The 22,932-nt window shown below is 73.1% G+C and carries 23 protein-coding genes; 13 read left to right on the forward strand and 10 right to left on the reverse strand.

What is annotated here, in order from left to right; genetic code table 11:
- Positions 1–32 precede the first annotated feature (32 nt).
- On the forward strand, positions 33–734 hold the full coding sequence (locus ACH4MY_RS33095) for a hemolysin III family protein (protein WP_398007795.1): 702 nt from the start codon (positions 33–35) through the stop codon (positions 732–734).
- Between the two features lie 41 nt (positions 735–775).
- Here ACH4MY_RS33095 and ACH4MY_RS33100 read toward each other — a convergent pair whose 3' ends face one another.
- Genes ACH4MY_RS33100 through ACH4MY_RS33110 form a run of 3 tightly spaced genes read right to left on the reverse strand, consistent with a single transcriptional unit; the run spans position 776 to position 2,967 of the window.
- Positions 776–1,792: a glycoside hydrolase family 26 protein gene (locus ACH4MY_RS33100; protein ID WP_398007797.1), complete on the reverse strand. Its 1,017-nt coding sequence runs from the start codon at positions 1,790–1,792 to the stop codon at positions 776–778.
- Between the two features lies 1 nt (position 1,793).
- Positions 1,794–2,444, reverse strand: coding sequence for a vitamin K epoxide reductase family protein (locus tag ACH4MY_RS33105; protein WP_398007798.1), 651 nt, complete (start codon positions 2,442–2,444; stop codon positions 1,794–1,796).
- 19 nt (positions 2,445–2,463) lie between these two features.
- Entirely contained in the window at positions 2,464–2,967 is a 504-nt protein-coding gene (locus ACH4MY_RS33110) for a DUF5949 family protein (protein WP_398007800.1), read from the reverse strand.
- 174 nt (positions 2,968–3,141) lie between these two features.
- Here ACH4MY_RS33110 and ACH4MY_RS33115 point away from each other — a divergent pair, with 174 nt between their 5' ends.
- Together ACH4MY_RS33115 and ACH4MY_RS33120 are read left to right on the forward strand one after the other, a co-directional pair.
- On the forward strand, positions 3,142–3,564 hold the full coding sequence (locus ACH4MY_RS33115; RefSeq protein WP_398007802.1) for a tyrosinase family oxidase copper chaperone: 423 nt from the start codon (positions 3,142–3,144) through the stop codon (positions 3,562–3,564).
- Complete coding sequence (locus ACH4MY_RS33120) at positions 3,548–4,414, forward strand: tyrosinase family protein (protein WP_398007804.1); 867 nt, start codon at positions 3,548–3,550, stop codon at positions 4,412–4,414. Before ACH4MY_RS33115 ends, ACH4MY_RS33120 begins: the two co-directional genes overlap by 17 nt.
- 65 nt (positions 4,415–4,479) lie before the next feature.
- Here ACH4MY_RS33120 and ACH4MY_RS33125 read toward each other — a convergent pair whose 3' ends face one another.
- The 6 genes from ACH4MY_RS33125 to ACH4MY_RS33150 form a co-directional block, all read right to left on the reverse strand.
- Complete coding sequence (locus ACH4MY_RS33125; protein WP_398007806.1) at positions 4,480–4,755, reverse strand: chaplin; 276 nt, start codon at positions 4,753–4,755, stop codon at positions 4,480–4,482.
- 316 nt (positions 4,756–5,071) lie between these two features.
- Positions 5,072–5,548 (reverse strand): hypothetical protein, encoded by a 477-nt coding sequence (locus ACH4MY_RS33130; protein ID WP_398007808.1) that lies wholly within the window; start codon positions 5,546–5,548, stop codon positions 5,072–5,074.
- A 151-nt stretch (positions 5,549–5,699) separates the two neighbouring features.
- A complete protein-coding gene (locus ACH4MY_RS33135; RefSeq protein WP_398007810.1) occupies positions 5,700–6,437 on the reverse strand; it encodes an LPXTG cell wall anchor domain-containing protein in 738 nt (245 codons plus the stop codon).
- Positions 6,438–6,681: 244 nt separating this feature from the next.
- Positions 6,682–6,963, reverse strand: coding sequence for a hypothetical protein (locus tag ACH4MY_RS33140; RefSeq protein ID WP_398007812.1), 282 nt, complete (start codon positions 6,961–6,963; stop codon positions 6,682–6,684).
- 225 nt (positions 6,964–7,188) lie between these two features.
- Positions 7,189–8,145, reverse strand: a complete 957-nt coding sequence (locus tag ACH4MY_RS33145) for a hypothetical protein (RefSeq protein WP_398007814.1) — start codon at positions 8,143–8,145, stop codon at positions 7,189–7,191.
- A 276-nt stretch (positions 8,146–8,421) separates the two neighbouring features.
- Positions 8,422–8,661, reverse strand: coding sequence for a chaplin (locus ACH4MY_RS33150; protein WP_364281513.1), 240 nt, complete (start codon positions 8,659–8,661; stop codon positions 8,422–8,424).
- Between the two features lie 442 nt (positions 8,662–9,103).
- On the opposite strand from ACH4MY_RS33150, the gene ACH4MY_RS33155 reads away from it, so the two are divergent.
- From ACH4MY_RS33155 to ACH4MY_RS33195, 9 genes are all read left to right on the forward strand, one after another.
- Positions 9,104–10,099 (forward strand): DUF3344 domain-containing protein, encoded by a 996-nt coding sequence (locus ACH4MY_RS33155; protein WP_398007815.1) that lies wholly within the window; start codon positions 9,104–9,106, stop codon positions 10,097–10,099.
- A gap of 1 nt (position 10,100) precedes the next feature.
- Positions 10,101–11,237 carry a glycosyltransferase gene (locus tag ACH4MY_RS33160; RefSeq protein WP_398007817.1) on the forward strand — a complete coding sequence of 379 codons (1,137 nt, stop codon included), beginning with the start codon at positions 10,101–10,103 and terminating at the stop codon, positions 11,235–11,237.
- Positions 11,234–12,682, forward strand: a complete 1,449-nt coding sequence (locus ACH4MY_RS33165; RefSeq protein ID WP_398007819.1) for a sugar transferase — start codon at positions 11,234–11,236, stop codon at positions 12,680–12,682. Before ACH4MY_RS33160 ends, ACH4MY_RS33165 begins: the two co-directional genes overlap by 4 nt.
- Positions 12,683–12,684: 2 nt before the next feature.
- Entirely contained in the window at positions 12,685–13,998 is a 1,314-nt protein-coding gene (locus ACH4MY_RS33170; protein ID WP_398007820.1) for an O-antigen ligase family protein, read from the forward strand.
- A 535-nt stretch (positions 13,999–14,533) separates the two neighbouring features.
- Positions 14,534–16,129 carry a lipid II flippase MurJ gene (locus ACH4MY_RS33175; protein WP_398007822.1) on the forward strand — a complete coding sequence of 532 codons (1,596 nt, stop codon included), beginning with the start codon at positions 14,534–14,536 and terminating at the stop codon, positions 16,127–16,129.
- Positions 16,026–16,829: a polysaccharide deacetylase family protein gene (locus ACH4MY_RS33180; RefSeq protein WP_398007824.1), complete on the forward strand. Its 804-nt coding sequence runs from the start codon at positions 16,026–16,028 to the stop codon at positions 16,827–16,829. Before ACH4MY_RS33175 ends, ACH4MY_RS33180 begins: the two co-directional genes overlap by 104 nt.
- Positions 16,826–17,959 (forward strand): glycosyltransferase, encoded by a 1,134-nt coding sequence (locus ACH4MY_RS33185; RefSeq protein WP_398007826.1) that lies wholly within the window; start codon positions 16,826–16,828, stop codon positions 17,957–17,959. Before ACH4MY_RS33180 ends, ACH4MY_RS33185 begins: the two co-directional genes overlap by 4 nt.
- A gap of 11 nt (positions 17,960–17,970) precedes the next feature.
- Complete coding sequence (locus ACH4MY_RS33190; protein ID WP_398007828.1) at positions 17,971–18,660, forward strand: lipopolysaccharide biosynthesis protein; 690 nt, start codon at positions 17,971–17,973, stop codon at positions 18,658–18,660.
- Positions 18,661–18,719: 59 nt separating this feature from the next.
- A complete protein-coding gene (locus ACH4MY_RS33195) occupies positions 18,720–19,817 on the forward strand; it encodes a GNAT family N-acetyltransferase (protein WP_398007913.1) in 1,098 nt (365 codons plus the stop codon).
- A gap of 46 nt (positions 19,818–19,863) precedes the next feature.
- On the opposite strand, the gene ACH4MY_RS33200 is transcribed toward ACH4MY_RS33195, so the two are convergent.
- A complete protein-coding gene (locus ACH4MY_RS33200; RefSeq protein ID WP_398007830.1) occupies positions 19,864–21,447 on the reverse strand; it encodes a glycoside hydrolase family 26 protein in 1,584 nt (527 codons plus the stop codon).
- A 155-nt stretch (positions 21,448–21,602) separates the two neighbouring features.
- Between ACH4MY_RS33200 and ACH4MY_RS33205 the strand changes: the two genes are divergently transcribed.
- Positions 21,603–22,928 (forward strand): ATP-grasp domain-containing protein, encoded by a 1,326-nt coding sequence (locus ACH4MY_RS33205; RefSeq protein WP_398007832.1) that lies wholly within the window; start codon positions 21,603–21,605, stop codon positions 22,926–22,928.
- The last annotated feature ends 4 nt before the right edge of the window (positions 22,929–22,932 follow it).

Genomic DNA, 22,932 nt, shown 5'->3' on the forward strand with positions numbered 1-22,932 from the left:
GACCTACGGGGGCGTAGGTACGATTCCGTTCCATGACTGCAGCCACGCCGGAAGTGACCCCGATCGAGCCCGATCCGATCGGGCAGCCCCCGTCACTCCCCGTGAAACCCCGTCTCAGAGGATGGCTGCACGCGGGCATGTTCCCCGCCGTGATCGTCGCGGGCCTGGTTCTCGTCGCCCTCTCCGACTCGCCCCGTGCCCGCATCGCCTGCGGGATCTACGTCCTCACCGCCTGCCTGCTCTTCGGCATCAGCGCGCTCTACCACCGCGGCAACTGGGGCCCGCGCGGCGAGGCCGTGCTCCGGCGCCTCGACCACGCCAACATCTTCCTGATCATCGCGGGCACCTACACCCCGCTGACCCTGCTCCTGCTGCCGGACTCCACGGGTGAGCCGCTCATGTGGGCGGTCTGGGCGGCGGCCACCGCCGGCATCGCCTTCCGCGTCTTCTGGGTCGGCGCCCCCCGCTGGCTGTACACGCCCTGCTACATCGCGATGGGCTGGGCCGCCGTCTTCTTCCTGCCCGACTTCATGCGCACGGGCGGCATCGCCGTCCTCGTCCTCGTCATCGTCGGCGGACTGCTCTACAGCGCGGGCGGGGTCATCTACGGCATGAAGCGCCCCAACCCCTCACCGCGCTGGTTCGGCTTCCACGAGGTCTTCCACTCGCTGACCCTGGCCGCCTTCATCGTCCACTACGTCGGCATCTCCCTGGTGGCCTACCAGCACGCGTGACGGGCCCGGCGCCCACCGGCCCCACGGCCGCGGCCGGCCCCTCACGGGCCGGCCGGCGCCCCCAGAGCCCCGCGGACCAGCCGCGCCGACTCCGGGTTGTCCGCGCACCCCCACACTCCGTGCGGGCAGTAGTCCGTGACCGTCTGGTAGACCGGCCGGTGCGCCGCGAACCAGTCCAGCATCCCCCGCACGTACACCGGGTTGTCGCCGTTCCGGAAGAGCCCCCACTCCGGGTACGAGACCGGCTTGCCGTGCGCCGCCGCGAACCGCACATGGTGCTCCAGGCCGTACTCCTCGGACACCTGCTCCTCGAAGGCGAGCCCCTCGGGCTGGTCGTAGGCGTCCATCCCGATGATGTCGACGACGTCGTCCCCGGGATAGCAGCGCGGCCACTCCACGGCGTCCCGCCCCCGGCTCGGGGTGAAGTCGAAGCGGAACCGCTGCCCCGCCACCCCCCGCAGCACCCCGACGACCCTGCGCCAGTACGTCTTCCAGGCCACCGGGTCCGGCCCGCAGCGATGGCTGTACGTGGTGCCGTTCATCTCCCAGCCCAGGACCAGGACCGCGTCCCCGAGTCCGTGCTCCACGAGCCGCTCCCCCAGCGCCCGGAAGTGCCCGTCGAAGGCCCCCGCCGCGCCGCGCCGCAGCCCCGTCCGCACCTCGGAGTCCGCCAGACCCGCCTCGCTGCGGTCCATCATCGGCACGTTGAGCACGAAGAGACGCCCCGGCCGCGCCTCCTTCCAGCGCGCCCAGGGCCCGAAGAGCGCCGGATGACCCTCGATGTTGGACCAGCGGTCGCCCGGCAGATAGGTGTGCCCGACGGTCAGCGAGTCGCCTCCGAGCCAGGCCTGCGCCTGGGCGATCCGGCGTACCCCCGCCTCGTCGGAACCGGTGAAGAACCCCGAGGGCACCCCGGGCAGCGGCACCGGTTCGGGCACGGGCAGCGCCCCGGTGTGCCGGTCGCCGGGCGCGATCCCGTCGGACGCCGGCAGGAGCACGAGAACGGCCGCGAGCAGCACGGTCAGTGCGGCCCGCGGCCCGGCGGGAAGGCGGTGCACGTCAGCTCGTCCAGAATTCCCACCAGCGGGTCAGGATCAGCATCCCGATGATCCCGATGTGCAGGACGGGCAGGGCGAAGGCGAACTCGCCGAGGAAGGTCCGCAGCCCCGCGGGGGCGGGGATCACCCCGTGGCGGACGTTGTGCGCGGTGACGTACCAGAACATGACGATGGTGGCGACCCAGGCCAGGCAGCACCACAGACAGAGCGAGTTGATCTCGTACAGCGACTGGTACATCAGCCAGGTGCAGAAGCCGACGCCGAAGAGCATTCCGGCGTTGAGGCCGAGCCAGAGCCAGCCCCGGTAGCGGGCCCCGGCGAGGATCCCGGCACCGAGGGCGACGACGACTGCGTACGTGACGAGCCCGAGCATCGGGTTGGGGAAGCCGAAGACCCCCGCCTGCTCGCTCTTCATGATGTTGCCGCAGGAGACGACCGGGTTGAGGCTGCACCCGGGCTGGAAGCCGGGATCCTCCAGGAGGAGGAACTTGTCGATCGTGATCACCCAGCCGGACAGCACGCCGGCCGCCCCGGTGATCATCAGCATCCAGGCGAAGGCCCGGCTCGCACCGATCGTCCCCGCGCGCTCCGCCGAGGACTCGTCCTCCCGCAGCTGACCCGGCACCCCGCCCCGTACGTTCACCGTCGCCATGACGCGACCCCCTTCCCGCTCAGCCCTGGAGGCGCCGGACGGGCATCAGGACGTGGGCGCTCTCCTTGAGCATCTCCTCGTCGGAGACGAAGGCGCGCAGCCGTGCCTCGTCGACGGGCTGTCCGGGGACCGCCTCGGGCCAGGGGCGCACGGAGCAGATGAAGTAGACCTGTCCGCGCTCGCGGGCGGCCTCCTGCCACTCGTCGGGCACCGGGCACTGCACCTTCAGGAACGGCAGATTGAGGACGGCGGAGCCGCCCTCGACGATCAGCGAGGCGTTGATCCCGGCGTCCTTGTCCAGATCGAAGAGCCGGTCGCCGACGGAGAGGTTCATGGTCTCCAGGGCCGTCCGCATGGCCTGCTGACCGGCCTCCGGCCCGTCACGGCCGTCGCCGAGCGAGTACGCCATGAGGAACGGCGTACCGGCCGAGTCGGCGGAGGGCTCGCTGGACCACGGGATCACCGTGAGAGTTCCCAGCGGAGAGGCGCTGCGAGCCGAGGAAACGACGTTGGAAGTGGTCATGAATCCGGATGCTAATGCTCCAACCACCCTTTCCCCGCGCCGCTTTCACTCGAATGGCCGACATTCACGCCGCTGGCATTTCCGGCGCAACGAACCCGGGGTTTCATCGTTGTGCCCTGAGGGCTCCCCTCTGTCCGCGGCGGGGGACCCCAGCCGACCCCGAGGAGATCACCCATGATCGTCCCGCGCCGCGTGGCATTGCGGTCCCTCTTCGCTCTGGCCGTCACCGCATTCACCGGGGGCGCGCTCGGCCGTATCGCGACCCGTCCGCCGTCCGGGGAGAACCCGGCCCGTTCGGCGGGACCGCGCGACCCGCACGCCTTCGACGAGATGTACGGGGGCCGCCGCATCCTGGGCTTCTCGGCGCCCGGGGGCGCGCCGAAGGCCCTCGTCGACGGCCGGCCGCTGCATCTGATGCGCTGCGCCGACGGAGGGTACGTCACCCCGATCGACCACTACGAGTCCTGGCCGACGCCGCTGGCGGCCACCCGCGCGGCCGTGGACGAGCTGGGCACCGCCTCGCTCTCCCCGCTCGCCGGCGCCCACGGCGTCCACACCGACCCGACGGGAGGGAGCCCGCGTGGTGTACACGCGTAAGAACCAGCGCGATCTGACCGGAGCCGAGCGCCGGAAGTTCGTCGCCGCCGTCCTGGAGCTCAAGCGCACGGGAGCGTACGACCGCTTCGTCCGCACCCACATCGACCACTACACGGCCGACGGGGAGGGCCGGCTCCGGGTCGCCCACATGACTCCGAGCTTCCTGCCCTGGCACCGCAAGTTCCTGCTGGAGTTCGAGACGGCCCTGCGCCGGGTCGACCCGACGGTCTCCGTCCCGTACTGGGACTGGACCCGCGACAACAGTCCGGCCTCCTCGATCTGGGGCGAGGACTTCATGGGCGGCAACGGGCGCCGCAGCGACCTCCAGGTGATGACCGGCCCCTTCGCCCACTCCGCCGGCCGCTGGACGGTCACCCAGTCGATGACCGACGGACGCTTCCTGACCAGGGACTTCGGCCGCCCCCACGATCCGGTCGCCCTCCCGACCCAGGCCCAGCTGGACGAGGTGACGCGGGAGCGGGCCTACGACGCGGCGCCCTGGAACTCGACGAGCGCCTCCGGCTTCCGCAACCGTCTGGAGGGCTGGGCGCCCGGCCGGGGCAACGAACGGTTCCGCGTCCACAACCGGGTGCACCGCTGGGTCGGCGGTCTGATGCTCGGCGGCGGTTCCGTGAACGACCCGGTGTTCTGGCTGCACCACTCCTTCGTCGACCTGGTCTGGTCGCGCTGGCAGCAGCGCAACCCCGGGGCGGGCTATCTGCCGGCGGAGCCGCCGCCGCTCGGGGACGGGCAGTACCGCAAGGTCGTGGCCCGGCACGAGGCGATGGCGCCCTGGGGTGTGACCCCGGCGTCGATGTTCGACCACAGCCGGATCTACCGGTACGCCTGACGTCCCCGCACACACGTGTCCCCCCGACCCGGCGGGTCGGGGGGACACGGTCGTTACCGGGGGGATCAGCCGCCGTAGCCACCGTCACCGTTGTCGTGACCGTCGGCGTTGACGCAGGTGTTGCCGAAGGCCGGGTTCAGCAGGCCGATCACGTTGACGGTGTTGCCGCAGAGGTTGACCGGGACGTGGACCGGGACCTGGACGACGTTGCCGGAGGCGACACCGGGCGAGTGGGCGGCGACGGCCTCGGCGCCCGAGTCGGCGACGGCCAGGCCGGCTCCGCTGAGGGCCACGGCACCCGTGCCGGCGAGAACAGCGGCAGCCTTCGCGATGCGAGACATCAAGAACTCCTTGGACGTGGAAAGCGACCGCAGGAATCACGGCCGTCATTCCCCTTCAACGCCGAACGCCGGAACGGGTCACGGCCATTGGGCCGAAAGGGAGGGGAAAACCGGAAAATGGCCCGCGGGCCGAAACCGTCCGCCGCCGGATACGACGGGACGGCCTCGGTCCGCGGGCCGCGGCCATGCGACAAGCCTTCTTCTGCAACGAACGAAAACCCTTCGGGTGGCGGGGAAGAATCGTGTCTTCACCCGGCAGGACCCCACCCGCACAAAAGAACGAACAAAGGGGTGCGTCCCATGACCCGCTCGGGCGTCAGGGTGCCTCGGGCGCGAGACCGAGCTGGGAGTCCAGGGCACCGCTGACCATCGGGGGAAGCACACCGACCCGGGGCGCCGCCAGGTCCGGCAGCCCCGCGAGACCGTCACCCTGCGGCGCGGCCACCGGGTTGCCGAGGACGGCGCCGGGGGTGGCCGCCGCCATCTCCGAGTGCGGGGTGGCGAAGAGCGCCCGGCCGGGCTCGCTGTCCTTCAGGACCTCGGGCAGCGGAGCGGCCACCTCCGTGGCGGGGACGGTGCCGGCGAGCGGCACGCTGGGCACCGCGACGTCCGGCAGCGAGCCGAGGCCCTTCTGGAAGCCGGTGGGCGCGCCGGGCATCGGGACGGGAACGCCGGTGGCCACCGTGGGGGCGTCCATCGGGAGCACCGGCTCGAGCCCCTGGAGAGGCACGAGCACCGGCGCCTCGACGGCCGAGGCCGGGGCGGCCAGGGCGGCGGAGGCGAGTGCGGTCATGAGAAGTCCCATGCCGGCGTGAGAGCGCAGAGTCATGTTCTGACAACGAGACCTGCGGGGGAACGTGGCGGAACTCCCCCGTGTGCAGCAACGCGTGAGGCCCTCACCGGTGAGGGCGAGGGCCTCTGTTGACGCGCGGAGGGGGCCGGCGTCAGTGGCGGCGGGCGATCCGGCCGCCGCGGAGGTAGACGACGGTGCCACCGATGATCAGCGCGGCGCTGATCCCGGCCGCGCCCATGAGCGCGGTGTCGCTGCCCGTGTCGGGGAGCTCGGGCGGGGTGGTGGGAGGCGTGGTGGGCGGATGCGTGGGCTCGCAGTCCTCCGGCTCCTCACCGGGCGGCTGCTCCTCGCAGTCCCCCGGCTTGGGAGGCGTCGTCGTCGGCGGGTGCGTGGGAGGCGTCGTCGTCGGGGGGTGCGTGGGGGGATGCGTGGGGGGCGTCGTCGTCGGCGGATGCGTCGGCGGGTGCGTCGGCGGGTGCGTGGGGGGCGCCGTCGTCGGGGGATGCGTGGGAGGCGCCGTCGTCGGCGGATGCGTCGGCGGGTGCGTCGGCGGGTGCGTCGGGGGATGCGTCGGCGGGTGCGTGGGTTCACCCGGATGAGTCGGCTCTCCCGGGTGCGTGGGTTCACCCGGCTCGTCGCCGTAGCCTCCGGGCTCCTCCGCCTGGGCGCAGAGGTCGCCGACGGCCGCGGCGACGAAACCGCCGAGATCCATGTGCTCGCCGCAGACGTCCGCCGGCAGCGGGGCCTGGACATGACCGGCGGAACCGGCCCCCGGACCGTCGCCCGTACCGGTGTGGGAGTTCGCGGCCAGGGCGAATCCGCCGCTCAGCGACAGGATGCCGGTCGCTGCCGCCGCGGTGAGTACTTTCCTGCTGATGATGGACCGCATACCGCTCTTCCTCTGGAGAAAGGGAGAGGCCGGCGAGGATCCCCCCTCGCTCCGACCGGCCTGATCCACGCCGACGTTCGCGTGGGACTGGCCAGAGGGTATGGGTCGGCGAACCCCGTGCAACGGGGGCCACACGGCAGCTGATCAGAAAATCATTCGATCAGCCGACCGTGGGAAACGGCGTCGCGAAAGGCGCCGCAAGTGCCCGGAAAGGCGCGTGTACTGAGGGGACGTCAGTCGAGGGTCACTTGCCCAGCGGCAGGCCGCCGGGGACCGGCAGGCCACCGAGCAGCGGGGCACCCTTGGTGGTCTGGTTCAGCTGGGTCGCGGTGTCCGTGACGGTCTTGACCGGGGAGCCGTCCGTGGTGCTGCTCAGCACATCCGACTTCAGCCCATTGGCGGCGATCGCTTCGAGGCCACCGTTCAGGCTGGTGGGGGTCAGCGCCTCCGTCGCCATGGCGGGCGCGGCAGCGCCAAGAGCCATCAGCGAACCGGCGACAACCGCGGCGACCTTGGTGGGCTTCATGGGGTGAATCCTTCCTCTGTACTTCAAGTCACTTACCGCACAGGCTTCTTGACCGAATCCCGTACTTTGTTCTGCTTCTGTAACGAACGGCGTGCCGCACGGAAACTCCGGAAGGAAGGATTTCTCGACACTGCACCCGATCGATGCGGACCGGTGCTATTTGCCGATCACACACGCCTGTGCCGGTCCGGCGGGACGCCGGACCGGCACAGGACCTACAGGTGACTACCGGACCGGCAGCGGGGGCTTGACCGGCAGGTCGGGCACGTCGACCGGGGGCTTCACCGGCGGGTCGACGGGCAGCTCCGGCGGGTCCACCGGCAGCTCGGGCGCGGTGACCGGGAGCGACGGCAGCGCGGGCAGTCCGGGCAGGTCCGGAGCGGGCAGACCGCTGCCGAGGACCGTGGCGACGGCCAGGTTGACCAGCGAGGTCAGCGTCGCCGTGACCTGCGGTACGACTCCGCCGGCGTTGCCGGAGGTGACGGCGGCGAGCAGACCCGCGACCGCCTTCTCGACCGTGGCGAGGGCGTCGGCCACGACATCCGCCGGCGCGGCGGCCCTACCGGCCCACGCGGCCTTCGCGGCCTTCGCGGCCTTCGCGTCGGCCGCGGCCGGCAGGCTCACCGGCGGCTTCACGGGCAGCGCGGGGGCTTCCACGGGGGGCGCCGCCGGAAGCTCGACCGGGGTCTCGACGGCGGGCGGCGTGACGGGGAGTTCGGCCGCGGGCGGGGTGACCGGGAGGTCCGTGGCGGGCGGCGTGACCGGAAGGTCCGTGGCGGGCGGCGCGACCGGAAGGTCCGTGGCCGGTGGCGTGACCGGAAGGTCCGTGGCCGGTGGCGTGACCGGCGCGTCCGGCAGTGCCGGGGCGGTGGCCTTGGCCTGGTCGACGGCTTCGGCGATCTTGGCCTTGAGGGCCTCGGCGTCGACCGCGGGGAGCTGGCCCGCGTCGGCCTTCAGCGCGGCCGTGACGAGTTCGGTCACGGGGGTGGTCACCGAGCCGAGCTCTCCGAGCGCCTGCGCCTGGGTCAGCAGGGCGGCGGCCTCGGGGAGGGGAGCGCGGGCGGCCCGGTCGGCCGCGGTGGACGGATGGTGTTCGCCGGCGATGGCGGGTCCCGCCGTGCCGAGGGTGATGACGGCGGATATCGCCAGGGCGGTGATGCGGCGTGTAGCCAGGGGACGCATATGTGTTCCTTTTCCTTATGCGTCGGACAACTTCCCTCTCACCGTGCCTGCGGGTATAGCCCTCCGCAACCGCAGAACTACGGAGCGCCACGCCTCCGTTCGAGTGAATCCACACCTCGACCCTGCCCTCCGAAGGGGCGTACGCCGTTGCACCGCACGGCGCACGACGGTGCCGCCGAACGAGTACCGACCCCATGGCCACAAGGAAAAGCCGGTGCGCCCGCCCCGTCGGGGGCGGGCGCACCGGCTTCGGAAGGACCGATCAGGCGTGCCGGATCAGGCGTTGACGCAGGTGTTGCCGAAGGCCGGGTTCAGGGCGCCGATGACGCTGACCGTGTTGCCGCAGAGGTTGACCGGGATGTGCACCGGGACCTGGACGACGTTGCCGGAGGCGACGCCCGGGGACTTCACGGCCGCGGCCTCGGCACCGGCGTCGGCGGCGGCGGCACCGGCGGCACCGGCGACCGCGGCGGCGGCACCCACGGTCAGGACAACGGCCTTGGCGATACGGGACATGGGGAACTGCTCCTCGATCGAAATTCAACGCGGACTGCGCGGACTGTTCGGCCCGGCTCCCTCAACAACGCCCCGGCTTTTCATCGGTTGCTCTCCCGAACGGGTGACGTTCAACCGATCTTTGGGCCATAGGAGGGCCATTGGAGGGAGTGGGCGTGGAATGACGCAACACGCTCAACGAGGAACCGGCCCCACAGATACGGGAGTTAGCGTTTCCGGGCATCTAATGCGTACTATCGCCCCGCGCCGGGGTTATAACGTTCCCGAACGTTGCTTCCGGGCCCGCCGCGCGTTCACCCATTTCGTGCGGACGACACCTTCCCCTCTCCCGGCCTTCACGGGTCTTCCCTTCCTTCTCTCATCAAAGCGGAGAACCTGTATGCGGAATTCAGCGGTTCTTGCTGTGCGTCGCAGCGTGTTGTGCGCCCTGTCGTGTGCGGCCGTGTCCGCCGCGCTGCCGGTCGCCTCCGCCGCCGCACCCCAGCCCCGGGAGGCGAGCCGCGTCCCCTTCGCCGCGCGCTACCAGGCCGTACAGCACGGTGGGATCGTGCGTGCCGCGAACTCCTCGGCGAAGGGCGTGAAGGGCACCGAGTCGGTCAACGACGGCGCCACGATCGCCTACGTCGACGTGGACAGCGACCCCAACACCTACAACTCCAGCCGCGCCGAGCTCGCCGTTCCGGCGGGCGCCCGGGTCAGCTGGGCCCGCCTCTACTGGGGCGGCAACCTGCGGGTGGGCGAGCAGAAGCCGCCCGAGGACAACGGGCGCGTACTGATCGCCGAGCCCGGCGGCCGGTACAAGGCACTGCTCGCCGACACCCTGATCGGCCACCGCACGGCCGACGGCGCCGACGCCTTCCAGGCCTCCGCCGATGTCACGAAGCTGGTCCGCTCCGCCCGTCCCGGCCAGTGGACGGTCGCTCAGATCAACGTCGCCATGGGCCGTTCCGCGGTCGGCGGCTGGGGCGGCTGGACGCTCGTCGCCGCGTACGAGAAGGCGTCGGAACCGCTCCGCAGGATCGGGGTCTGGGACGGATTCGAAACGATCGGGCCGCGTACCGGCGATCTTCGGGTCCCCCTCGACGGAAACCGCTACGGCAAGGCCGCGGGCGGACGTCTCGGCATGATCGCCTATGACGGCGACCGCGGTACTTCCGGTGATTACCTGGCCGTGGAAACGAGCCGTTCGAAGAGCACCCGGCTCTCCGATTCCGCCAATTCCGCGAACGACGTGATGAACTCCAGCATCACCGAATTCGGCACCGGTAGGACGGTCCGCTCTCCCGATCGTACGAACACCCTGGGGTACGACTCCGACGTCTTCGATCTGCGGGGGGCGCTGCGCGATGGAGCCGACCGTGTCCACATCCGGTCCGGGAGCCGGAAGGACACCGTCTGGCTCGGTGCGCTCTTCTTCCAGGCGGACGTCCGGCGCTGACGTGCTGCCTCCACGAGACACGGACCCCGGGTCCGTCACCGTCCTGCACGCGGTCCAGCCCGGTGACGGCGGGGTCGCCCGTGTCGTCATCGACCTGGTCCGCGCCCAGCTCGCCGCCGGCCTGCGGGTCGCGGTCGCCTGCCCACCGGAGACCGTCCTCTCCGCCGCCGTCCGCGCCGAGGGGGCCGAGACCCACGACTGGCGGGCCGGCCGCGACCCCGGTCCCGGACTCGTCCGCGAGACGAGGGAGCTGGCCCGGCTGATCCGTACCGTCCGGCCCGGTCTCGTCCACGCGCACAGCGCCAAGGCCGGGCTCTGCGCCCGACTCGCCCTGCGGGGACGGATTCCGACGGTGTATCAGCCGCATGCCTGGTCCTTCGAGGCGGTCGAGGGAACGACCGCCGCGCTCGCCCGCCGCTGGGAGCGGTTCGGCGCCCGCTGGGCGGACCGGATCCTCTGCGTCAGCGAGGCCGAGCGGCGTACCGGCGAGGACGCCGGCGTCACGGCCGACTGGTCCGTCGTCCACAACGGCGTGGACGTGGCCCGGTTCGCGACCGACGGACCGCCCGGCAACCCCGCGCCCACCGTCGTCTGCGTGGGCCGGCTCTGCCGCCAGAAGGGACAGGACGTGCTGCTCGCGGCCTGGCCCACCGTACTGGCGGAGGTCCCGACGGCCCGTCTCGTCCTGGTCGGCGACGGCCCCGACGGCGAGCGGCTGCGCGCGGCCGCCGGTCCCTCGGTGCGGTTCACCGGGGCCGTCGACGACACCGTCCCCTGGTACCGGGCCGCCGACGTGGTCGTCCTGCCGTCCCGATGGGAGGGCATGGCGCTCGCACCCCTGGAGGCCATGGCCGCAGGGCGGCCGGTCGTCGTCAGCGACGTCGACGGCGCCCGCGAGAGCCTGCCGTCCTCCCACGAACCCCTGTGCCTGGTCCCGCCCGAGGACCCGGCCGCGCTCGCCACCGCTCTCGGCCGCCTCCTCGGCAGGCAGGAGCTCCGGCACCGCCTGGGCCGCGAGGCCCACCAGCACGTACTCAGCAGATTCGATGTCCGGCGCACCGGCGCGGCCGTCGCGGACGTCTACCGCGAACTGGCCGGAGTGCGAGGCACCGAGCACAGAGAGCCGATTGCGCAGTGACAACCGAAAGCACCAGCATCCCTCCCTCACCGGGCTCCTGGCCCACCGCGGGCCAGGCCTACGGCCTCGCCTCCCTCGCGCCGCGCCGCGGCACGACCGACCGCCTCGCGCTGCCGCGCCGCCCCGCACGACCACGGTCCGGCGTCCTGCCGCTCCTCGCGGTCGACTGCCTGGCCGTGCTCGGCGCCGCCGCGCTGCTGCGCGCGGCGCACCACGACGCCCGGCTGCTGATGCCGATCGTGGCGCTCGTCCTGGTCCTCGACGGCCACGCGGGGCTCTACCGGCCGGCCGCGCACACCCGGGCCCTCGACGAACTGCCGGCGCTGGCCTCCCGCGCCGGGGTCGCCTGGTGCCTGGCGGCGGCCGGGGTCGCCGCCTTCTCCCCGGCCCTGGCGATCGGTCCGCTGCGGCTCTCCGCCGCGTACGGCACCCATGTCGCCGTCGTGACCCTGGTCCGGGCGCTGCTGCTGGCCCGGCGGCGCCGGGTCGCGCGGGCCCGCCCGAGGTCGGCGCTGGTCGTCGGCGGGGCGCGGGCCGCACGCCGGTTCGCCGCGGCGGCCGTCCAGCACCCCGAGTACGGGGTCCGGCCGGTCGGCATCGTCGGCGTGCCCGAGCAGGGCGGCGCCCCGAGGCCGGCCGGGGAGCCCGGGCTTCCGGTGCTCACCACGACCGAGGAGATCCACCGGGCCGTCATCCAGAACGCCGTGCGCGACGCGGTGTTCCTCGACGACGACCCGGGTCTGGTGACGCTCTTCCAGCACTACGGCTGCGCCACGTGGCGGGTCGGCGGGCGGCAGCAGGCCGGTCCGATGGGCGATCACATGTGGGGGTTCGCCTGGCACCGCGTCGTCCCGCTGGGCGAGCGGCGCGGGCTGACCGCCAAGCGTGCCCTCGACATCGCGCTCGCCGCGCCCGCCCTCGCGCTCGCGCTGCCGGTGCTGCTGCTCTGCGCGCTGGCCGTACGGCTCTCGGACGGTCCCGGGGTGCTGTTCCGCCAGGAGCGGGTGGGCCAGCACGGTCGCCCCTTCACGCTGCTGAAGTTCCGTACGCTCCGCCCCTCCGACGACGCCGAGTCGGCGACCCGCTGGAACGTGGCGGGCGACCGGCGGATGAGCGCGGCGGGGAACTTCCTGCGGAAGAGCTCGCTCGACGAGCTGCCGCAGCTGTGGAACGTGCTGCGCGGGGACATGAGCCTGGTCGGGCCGCGACCCGAACGACCTTACTTCGTCGCCCAGTTCAGCAAGATCCACGCCGGTTACGCGGCCCGGCACCGGATGCCGGTGGGGCTGACGGGTCTGGCGCAGGTGCACGGGCTGCGCGGCGACACCTCGATCGAGGACCGCTGCCGCTTCGACAACCACTACATCGACCACTGGTCGCTCTGGCAGGACGTCTGCATCCTGCTGCGTACGGCGGCCGGGCTCGTCCGACCCACGGGGAGCTGAGGATGGCCACGGCCGTGACGGTGTCGGCGCTCGCCCCGGACGACGTCCGCGACTGGGCGCGCCGGGCCGGGGCGCTGTCCCCGGTCCTCGTCGTGATCGCGCTGCTGCTCGTCCCGGGCGGCGGCGGGGCGCAGGGCGGCACCGGCGGTACGGGGACGGTCGCCGACGCGGCCTCCGGACTCCTCGTCCTGATCTGTCTCGTCCGTGTGATGCGCGGCGGCGCGCGGCCGCTGACCCGGACGGCGGCCGTCGTCCTCGGGCTGCCGGTCCTCGGGATCTGTCTGGCCGCGATCACCTCGAACGACCCGGCGGCGAGCCTGCCGGGCGTCGCCCGCTACGTACAGATCTTCGTGCTCGTCCCGGCGGCCGTGCTCCTGATGATCCGCGACCGGCGGGACTTCGCCGTGGTCGCCTGGGGCCTGGTCGGGTTCGCGCTGCTGCAGGGCGCGGTCGGCGTCGCCCAGTACCTCACCGGGACCGGCGCCTCGTACATGGGTGAGGACATCCGGGCCGTCGGCACCTTCGGGCCCACCGATGTGATGGGCATGGCGACCGTCGTGTCCTACGGGCTGGTCGTCGTCACGGGGATCGCGCTCGGCAGCGGCCCCGGGCGGGCGCGGACGGCGGCGCTCGTCTGCGCCGGGCTGCTCTTCCTGCCGCTCGTGCTGTCGTTCAGCCGGGGCGCGTGGATCGCGACCGTGCTCGCCTGCGGGATCCAGCTGCTGCTCTCGGGGCCCCGCCGTGCGGCCCTGGTCGCCCTCGCGGCGGGCGCGCTCGGCGTGGTCCTGGTCGGCGGGCTCGGCATCGGTTCGGCGATGGTGAAGGAGCGGGTCGCCAGCATCACGCAGGTGGCGGCCGCGCCGGACCAGTCGGTGACGGACCGCTACACGATGTGGGCGGCGGCCGGGCGGATGTGGAGCGCGGAGCCGGTCACCGGCGTCGGCCTCAAGGGCTTCCCGCAGTACCGGGACTCCAACGCCTCCCTCGCGCTGTCCTCCGGCAGCGACACGGCGGGCGCGGGCGCCGCCTTCGCGCGCCAGCCGCTGCTGTCCCCGCACAACATGTACCTCCTGGTCCTCAGCGAGCAGGGCCTGTTCGGCCTCCTCGCCCTCGTCGGCAGCTGGCTGGCGCTGCTGGTCGGCGCGCTGCGGCGGCGACGCCTCGGCGCGGACTGCGCGCTCGTCGCGACGGGTCTGCTCGCCTGGCAGCTCATCGACTTCTTCTACGCGGACATCGGCGGGCCCTCGACGGTCCTCATGTCGGTCGTACTGGGCCTCGCGGCCTGGTGGGCGCTGGCGGAGGTCAGGCGTGCGTGACCCGTGGGCCGGGGAACCGGAGCCCACGGACACCCCGCGGGCCGGTGAACCGCGCCCCTCGGGCGGCCCGCCCCGCGCCACCCCGCCGACCGATCCCTGGCCGACCGCGCCTCCGGGCCCCACGGACTCCCCGTGGCCCTCGGAGGCCGTCGTGCTGCCGGGGCCCGGGGCGCCGCCGGCCCCTGGGGGCGGCCCGCGGGGCCGGCTCCTGGAGAGCCCGGCCCCGGCGTCCGTACGCGTGGCCGCACCCGATCTCCCACCCGCCGTAACCGGGTCCACGAGCAGGACGGGGACGGGAGCCGGGACCGGAGCCGGGACCACGAACAGGACCGGGTCAGGGACCGGATCCGGGACCACGAGCAGGACCGGATCCGGGACCGGCGACAGCGCCGGCGCCGGCGTCCCGCCCGCCCCCCGGCCCCCCGGCCGACGTGCCCACGCCCGGGTCCGGGCGGCCCGAACCGGCGCGCGCGAGGGCCGGGGCTTCCTCGCGAAGGCCGCGTTCGTCACCGCCGGGCTCACCGCGGTCGGCGCGGTGCTCGGACTCGTAAGGGACCAGATCCTGGCCGGGTACTTCGGGGCCGGGGCCGAGACCGACGCGTTCCTGGTGGCGTGGACGGTGCCCGAGTTCGCCTCGACGCTGCTCATCGAGGACGCCATGGCACTGATCCTGGTGCCCGCCTTCTCCCGTGCCCTGGCCCGCCGCTCCGGCGCCCTGTTCGGGGACCCGGTGCGCGCCCTCGTGCGCGGCACGCTCCCCCGGCTCACCCTCGCCGTCGGCGTCGTCGCCGCGATCCTCGTCGCCGCCGCCCCCCTGATCGTCACGGCCCTCGCGCCGGGGCTGCCCGACCCCGGGCTCGCGATCGACTGCACCCGGCTGACGGGGACCTGCGTGCTGTCGTTCGCCCTGGTCGGCTACTGCTCGGCCGCGCTGCGCGCGCACGGCTGCTTCCTGCCCCCGGCCACGATCTACGTGGCGTACAACGTCGGCATCATCGGCACCATCCTGGTGCTGCGGGAACCGTGGGGCGTCCGCTCGGCCGCCGCCGGAGTCGCGGTCGGCGGGGTCCTGATGGTCCTCGTCCAGCTGCCCTCGCTGCTGCGCGAGCTACGGGCCCGCCCCGTACCGGCGCGGGAGCCCGAGACGCTCGCGCCCTCCTCCACGGGCGAGGGCCGCATCCTGGTCCTCGGACTGATCGCGCCGGTCGTCGCGTTCTCGCTCTGCCGCCAGTCCCAGACGCTGATCGAACGCTTCCTCGCCTCACCGCTGCCCGCCGGCGCCATCTCGCATCTGAACTACGCGCAGAAGGTCGCGCAGATGCCGATGATCCTCTCCCTGATGCTGTGCACGGTCAGCTTCCCGGTGGTCGCCCGCGCGCTCGCCGCGGGCGACGCCGAGGCCGCCCGCCGCCGGGTCGAGCGTGATCTGCTGCTCGCCGCCGTCGTCGTCCTCGTCGGCGCCTCGACCGTCATCGCCGCCGCGCCCCGGATCGTGGAGCTCCTCTTCGAGCGCGGCGAGTTCAGCAGGACCGACACCGTCGCCACCGCCGCCGTCATGCGGGTCTACGCCCTCGGGCTGCTCGGCCAGACGATGGTGGGCGCGCTGGTCCGCTGCTACTTCTCCGCCGCCCGCCCGCTCTGGTACCCGGCCGCCGCGATGGCCGCCGGGCTCGTCACGACCGCCGCCGCCGGTGTCCCCGGCGCCCACTACTGGGGGGCCGTCGGCATCGCCGCCGCCAACGCCCTCGGCATCACCCTCAGCGCCGTGCTGCTGCTGCGCGGCGCGCACCGCCAGGCCGTTCCGGTCCAGGTCGACCGGCTGGGCGAGGGGCTGCTCCGGCTCGCCACGGCGGGCGCGTGGGCCACCGGCGCCGGCTGGCTGTGCTCGCTGGCGATCGGCCCCGCCGCCCTCGCCGTCGTCGTCGCGGGCCTGGTCGTCATCGGCGTCTTCCTGCTCTTCATCGCCTGCGCCGCCAAGGCGCCCGAGATTCCGCCCCTGCCCCGCTCCGCCTCCCGGAGGACCCCCCATGCCCGCCGCCACCGCGCTGAGCCGTCTGCTGCCGAAGCCGCCCCTGTGGATGAAGCCGCCCCCGTGGGTGGCGATGTACCACTCGATCGCGGACCCCGGTGACGATCCGTACCGGGTGACCGTCTCCCCCGTGCGCTTCGCCCGGCAGCTGCACTGGCTGGGGGACCGGGGGCTGCGCGGAGTGTCGGTGCGGGAGTTGCTCGACGCCACCGCCGAGGGACGCGCCCAGGGGCTCGTGGGCCTGACCTTCGACGACGGGTACGCCGACTTCCTCGACTCGGCGCTTCCGCTGCTCCGCCGGCACGGCTTCACGGCGACGGTGTACGTCCTGCCGGGGCGGCTCGGCGGCGAGAACACCTGGGACACCGAGGGCCCGCGGAAGTCGCTCCTCGACGAGGACGGCATCCTGCGGATCGCCGAGGCAGGCATGGAGATCGGTTCCCACGGCCTCACCCACGTCTCCCTCACCGAGGCGGACGACACGGAGCTCGCCGCCCAGACCCGGCGCAGCCGCGAGCTCCTGGAGGAGATGACCGGCGCTCCCGTCCAGGGCTTCTGCTACCCGTACGGGCAGGTCGACCCGCGCGCGGTCCAGGCCGTACGCAGAGCCGGATACCGCTACGCCTGCGCGATCGACCCGGGCCCGCACACCGGCACGTACGCCCTGCCCCGCGTCCACATCGGCGAGGCCGACACCTCCTGGCGGCTCACCGCCAAACGCCTCCTGCACCCGCTGCGCCGCCGCCACCCGGCCGATCTGGTGCCCGCGCGGTACGGCCCCGCCGTGGTCGGTGCGCCATGAAGGTCCTGCACGTCATCACCGGGCTCGGCATCGGCGGCGCGGAGCAGCAGCTGCGGCTCCTGCTGCGCCATCTGCCCGTGCAGAGCGGGGTGGTCACCCTCACCAACCCCGGCGCCGTCGCGGCGGGCATCGAGGCCGACGGCACCCCCGTCACCCATCTGGGCATGACCGGGAACCGGGACCTCGGCGCGCTGCCGCGGCTCGCGCGGATCGTCCGGCAGGGCCGCTACGACCTCGTCCACACCCACCTCTACCGGGCGTGCGTGTACGGCAGGACGGCGGCCCGGCTGGCCGGGGTACGACGGGTCATCGCCACCGAGCACTCGCTCGGCGAGACCCAGATCGAGGGCAGGCCGCTCTCCGCGGGGACCCGCGCCCTCTATCTGGCGTCCGAGCGGCTGGGCACCTCCACGGTCGCCGTCTCGCCCAGCGTGGCCCGCCGGCTCGCCGACTGGGGCGTGCCCCCGGACCGTATCCAGGTCGTCCCGAACGGCATCGAGACGGACCGCTTCGCCTACGACGCCCGCGCCCGCCGCCGCGCCCGGCGCATCCTCGGGCTCCCCGAGGACGCCTATGTCGTCGGCGGGGTGGGGCGGCTGACGCCCGGGAAGAGGTTCGACCGGCTGGTACGGGCGGTGGCCTCGGTCCCCGGGGCCCGTCTGCTCCTCGTCGGCGAGGGCGAGCAGCGCGAGGAGCTGATGCGGGTGACCCGCGAGTGCGGGGCCGCCGACCGGGTGCTGCTCGCCGGGGCCTGCGAGGACCCGCCGACCGGAGCCTCGCCCGGGCCCTCGCTGCCCGAACTGCTCGCCGCCATGGACGCCTTCGTGTCCACCTCCCCCGACGAGACCTTCGGGCTCGCCGTCGTCGAGGCCCTCGCCGCCGGACTGCCCGTCCTGTACGTGGCCTGCCCCGCGATCGACGACCTGGCGCCGGAGGCGGCGCCGGGCGCCCGCCGCATCGGCGAGTCCGTACCCGAGCTGATCTCCGCGCTGCGCGGCATCCAGGACGCCCGGCTCGCCCGGCTCCCGCTGCCGGCCGCCGCCCGCCGCTACGACATCGCGCACAGCGCCCGGCAGTTGATGTCCCTCTACGACCAGGCCGTCCACGGCAACCCCTCCCCCTCGAAGTGAGAGACCGTCCCATGAACACCACTCCACGCCGTGCCCTTCTCCCCGCCGGCCTCCGCAGGCCCGGCCGCTGGGCGGTCCTGCCCGCCGCCGTCCTCGCCGGAGCCGTACTCGGCGGCGGATACGGAGCCCTCAAGGCCCCGCAGTACGCGGCGACCAGCTACGTCATCGTCGTGCCGGCCGAGAAGTCCGACCCGGCGGCGGCGCTCGGCTTCGCCCAGGCGTACGGGCGGGTCGCCACCGACATCGCGGTGACCGGCGACGCCCAGGTGTGGGCGGGGGTCACCGCCGACACGCTGCGCAGGAACGTGCAGGCCGCGACCTCCCCGGACGCGCCGATGATCTCGATCACGGCCAAGGCCGACCAGCCCGCGAAGGCCGTGTCCATGGCCGACGGGGTCGCCCGCGCGCTCATCCTCAACAGCACCCATGTCGCGGGCAGCACGGGCGTGAAGGTCGTCCAGTTCTCCCGCGCCACCAAGCCGGTCGCCCCCGTCTCCCCCTCCGCGCCGATCGCCACGCTCGTCGGCGGCTGTGCGGGCGGCCTCCTCGGCGGCCTGGCCCTCCTGGTCCGTCCGAAGCGTGCCGCCGCGCGCGGCGAGGCCCGCCACTCCAGGGGGACCGCGCCCACCGCCGTGACCGGCTCCGCTCCCGCCTCCGTGCCCGCCCCGGCCGCCGCCGCGCACCAGCCGGAGACGGTGTGACCCCGAGAACCCCGAGAACCGCACGGGACCTGCGGACGGAGGTCTGCCGTGACGAGGAGATGTTCGGGCGCCTGGCGGCCGAGTGGACGGCGCTGTACGGGCGCTGTTCCTCCGCCACCCCCTTCCAGTCCCACGCCTGGCTGCACTCCTGGTGGCTCTCGTACGGCAGGCCCGGTGCGCTGCGGGTGGTGCTCGTACGGCGGGAGGACGGCGAGCTCGTCGCCGCCGCGCCCCTGATGCGGGCCGGGGGTCCGCTGCCCGTGCTCACCCAGCTCGGCGGCTCCATCACCGACTTCACGGACGTGCTCCTCGACGACGACTGCCCCGAGGCGGCCCCCGCCCTGGCCAGGGCGCTCGCCCGGGCCGCCCGGGGATCGGTGATCGACCTGCGGGAGGTACGGCCCGGAGCGGCCAGCGAACGGGTCTTCACCCGTTGGCGGGGCCCGCGCCGGCTCCTGCCCGACTCGCTGTGCCTGGAGCTGCCGGCCGTCCCCATGGAAGGGCTCCTCGAACGCATCCCCTCCGGGAAGGCCCAGCGGGTCCGCGCCAAGCTGCGCAAGCTCGACGCCCTCGGCATCGACGCGCGCGTCGTCCCCGGGGCCGAGGTGCCCGCCGCCCTCGACCGCCTCCTGGAGCTCCACCGGCTCCAGTGGCAGGGTCGGGGTGTGACCGCCGAGCACACCAGCGAGCGCTTCGCCCAGCACCTCACCCGGGCCGTGCGGCCGATGGTGGAGCGCGGGGACGCGATGGTCACCGAGTTCCGGCTCGCCGGGGACGTCGTGGCCGCCGACCTGACCCTGATGTCCCCGCGCCTCGCCGGCGGCTATCTGTACGGAGCCGACCCGGCCCTGCGCGCCCGCAAGGTCGACGTCGCGACGATGCTGCTCCGGCACGGGGCCGGGGAGACCAGCGCCGGCGGCCGGGCCACGCTGAGCATGCTGCGGGGCACCGAGGCGTACAAGCACCACTGGCGGCCCGAGACCGTCGGCAACCAGCGGCTCATGCTGGCCGGACGGGGTACGGCCCCGCTGCTCTGGCTCCGCGCGGGCGCCGCCGACGCGCGCCGCTGGGCGGCCCGGCAGGCACGGGAACGCCCCTGGGTGGGGCGTGCGCTCGGCCGGCTCCCCGGGCGCACACGGCACGACGGCGGCGGATGATCTCCGCCGCCGTCGTCCGCGCGGGCCGGCCGGTCGGCCGGAAGGGTCAGAAGGGCCAGACGCCCTTCAGCGCGTCCTTCCAGTCGAGGTCGACCTCGTCCTTCCAGGAGTCCTTCGGGACACAGACGGGCCCGCCGATCCAACTCTCGACCCATGAACCGAGGTTCACGGTCCAGCAGCTGGGCTTGGGTTCCGGCTTGGGCTCGGGCTTGGGCTCGGGCTTCGGTTCCGGCTTGGGCTCAGGCTTGGGCTCGGGCTTCGGCTCGGGCTTCGGTTCCGGCTTCGGCTCGGGCTTGGGTTCCGGCTTCGGCTCGGGCTTCGGTTCCGGCTTCGGTTCCGGCTTGGGCTCAGGCTTCGGCTCGGGCTTCGGTTCCGGCTTGGGCTCAGGCTTCGGCTCGGGCTTGGGTTCCGGCTTCGGTTCCGGCTTGGGCTCAGGCTTCGGTTCCGGCTTGGGCTCCGGCTTCGGCTCAGGAACCGTCGGGTCCACCGGGTCTGTCGGCCCAGTGGGATCCGTGGGGTCGATGGGATCCGTGGGATCAGTCGGGTCCACAGGATCCACCGGGTCCGTCGGCCACGTCGGATCCGTCGGGTCCGTCGGGTCCGTCGGCTGCGTCGGGACCTCCGGCTCCGTGCCGTACAGCATCTGACGGAACATCAACGACGACTGCGGATTGTCGTCGCACTGCCAGACGCCGTGCGGGCAGTAATCGGTGATCGTGTGGTACAGCGGCTTGTGCTGCTTCATCCATTCGAGCATGCGCCGCATGTATTCGGGGTTGTCCCCGTTCCGGAACAGACCCCATTCGGGGTAAGAGATCTGCTTTCCGTGTTCGGCCGCGAAATCGACCTGCTTCTGGAGCCCGTACGGTTCGCTGACGTGCTGGTCGAACCGCGAGCCGGACGGCTGGTCGTACGAATCCATCCCGATGATGTCCACGACGTCGTCGCCGGGGTAGCACTCGGTCCACGGGACGGCGTCGCGGCCACGGCTCGGGTTGAAGTCGAAGCGGAACTCCTGACCCGGAACGGAGCGCATCGCGGTGACGATCCGGTTCCAGTACTTCTTCCAGGCGGTCGGGTCGGGCGCACAGCGATGGGTGTACGTCGTCCCGTTCATCTCCCAGCCGAGGACGATGACGGTGTCGGTCGCCCGGAGCCTGACGAGCCGTTCGGCGAGGGTCTTGAAGTGGTGGTCGTAGTAGCCGGCCGCGCCGAGCTGGAGCTGGCGGCGGACCTCGGCGTCGGAGACCCCGGCCTCGTTGCGCTCCAGCAAGGGCACGTTGAGGACGAACAGGCGGTCGGTCCTCTCGTTGCGCCAGTCCGCCCAGGAGTCGAGGAAGCCGGGCGGGCCCTCGATGTTCTTCCAGAGGTCTCCGGGGAGGTAGGTGTGCCCGACGCGGAGTTCGCGTCCGCCGAGCCACCGCTCCAGCTGCTCGATGCGGGCGACCCCGAGCGCGCCCGAGTCGAGGAAGGCTCCCATGGCGCTGGAGAGCGTCGGTCCGGGGTCCCTCTTCGTCACGGATTCATCGGCGTGCGCGGGGGACGACAGCACGACTGAGCCCGAGGCGAGGAGACCGGCGGTGAACACCCCCAGCCACACTCTCGATGTTCTCCGGTGTGTAGCCGCCATGGCCGCTCCTTCGTCCTACGCCTTTTGATACTCCGTCAATCCGATACTCCGAAAGTATTCCTAATGAGCCGACCGTGAACTCGACTTCCCTCTGATCAGTAGTCCATTAGAGGATTTCATCGCCCAGTTGGGGCACCCGAGAGGAAGGGCATGCCGTGCCGCGCCGTCAGAGTTTCGACATCAGCGTTCCCGCCGTCCTTGTACGACTCGACCCGAACCCCTTCCACCACGGCACTCTCGGAGCGGCGCGCTCACTGGGCCGGACGGGAATTCGGGTCCACGCCGTCATCGAATCGAGCACCAGTCCGGTCGCCCGTTCCCGCTATCTCCGGTCGGCCCGCGCGAGCCCCGGGACGACCTCCTCCACCGAGCTGGTCGCGTTCCTCCACCGGATCGCGAACGAGATCGAGGTCGACGAGCGGTCCGACAGCCCGTCAACTCCCTTCCTCGTCCTCCCCCTGGACGACGTCAGCGCCCTCGCCCTGGCCCGTCGGCGCGCCGAGCTCTCCCCCCGCTTCCTGCTCCCCGAGCAGAGCGAGGAGCAGTTGCTCCGGGTCGCGGACAAGGCGGCGCTCGCCGAGACCTGTGCGGCCCTCGGCCTCCCCCATCCCCGCACCGGACTCCCCGCCGGCGCCGACGAGGCCGCCGCCATGGCCTGGTCGCTGGGTCTGCCGGTGGTCGCCAAATGGAGCCGCCCCTGGCTGCTTCCGGCCGGTGCCGGGCTGCGCAGCACCTCGATCGTGCGGTCGCTCGCCGAGGTGCGGGAGCTGTACGCCCGCACCCCGGAAGCCGGCAGCCGGCTGCTGCTCCAGGAGCTGCTCCCGGCGGGCCGGGACCTGGACTGGTTCTTCCACGGGTACGTGGACCGGCGGGGCCGCTGCACGACGGGGGCGACCGGCCGCAAGGAGCGGTCCTGGCCGGACGGGGCCGGTCTGACCGCCACGGGCCGGTGGACGGTGAACCCGGCCGTGGACCGTGCGGCCCGCGAGCTGTTCGACGCGCTCGGGTACCGGGGCGTGTGCGACCTGGACTTCCGGCTGGACCGGTCGACCGGCGCGTACCACCTGCTCGACTTCAATCCCCGGCCCGGCGCGCAGTTCCGGCTCTTCGCCGACCTGGACGGCCTGGACGTGGTGCGGGCGCTCCATCTGGACCTCACCGGGCGGTCCGTGCCGCCGCACTCCCCCGCGTACGGACGCCGGTTCGTCGTCGAGAACTACGCGGCCCTTTCGCTCCTCGCCTCCCCGCGCCGGAAGTACGCGGCCGAGACCGGCGCGGCCTCGCCGCGGACCGAGTACGCCTGGTGGGCGGCCGACGACCCGGCGCCCGCGTTCGCGATGGGCCGGGCCTGGCTCGGGCATCTGCTGCGCAAGGCCGTGACCGCGCTCCGCGGGCGTCTGCGATCCCGGCGGCCGGGCCCGGCGGTGCCCCCGGCGACGCCACCGGCCCGCAGTTCCTCCGACCAGCTCACCCCGCGATGAAGGT

The sequence above is a fragment of the Streptomyces sp. NPDC017246 genome (assembly GCF_044331325.1).
GTDB lineage: Bacteria > Actinomycetota > Actinomycetes > Streptomycetales > Streptomycetaceae > Streptomyces.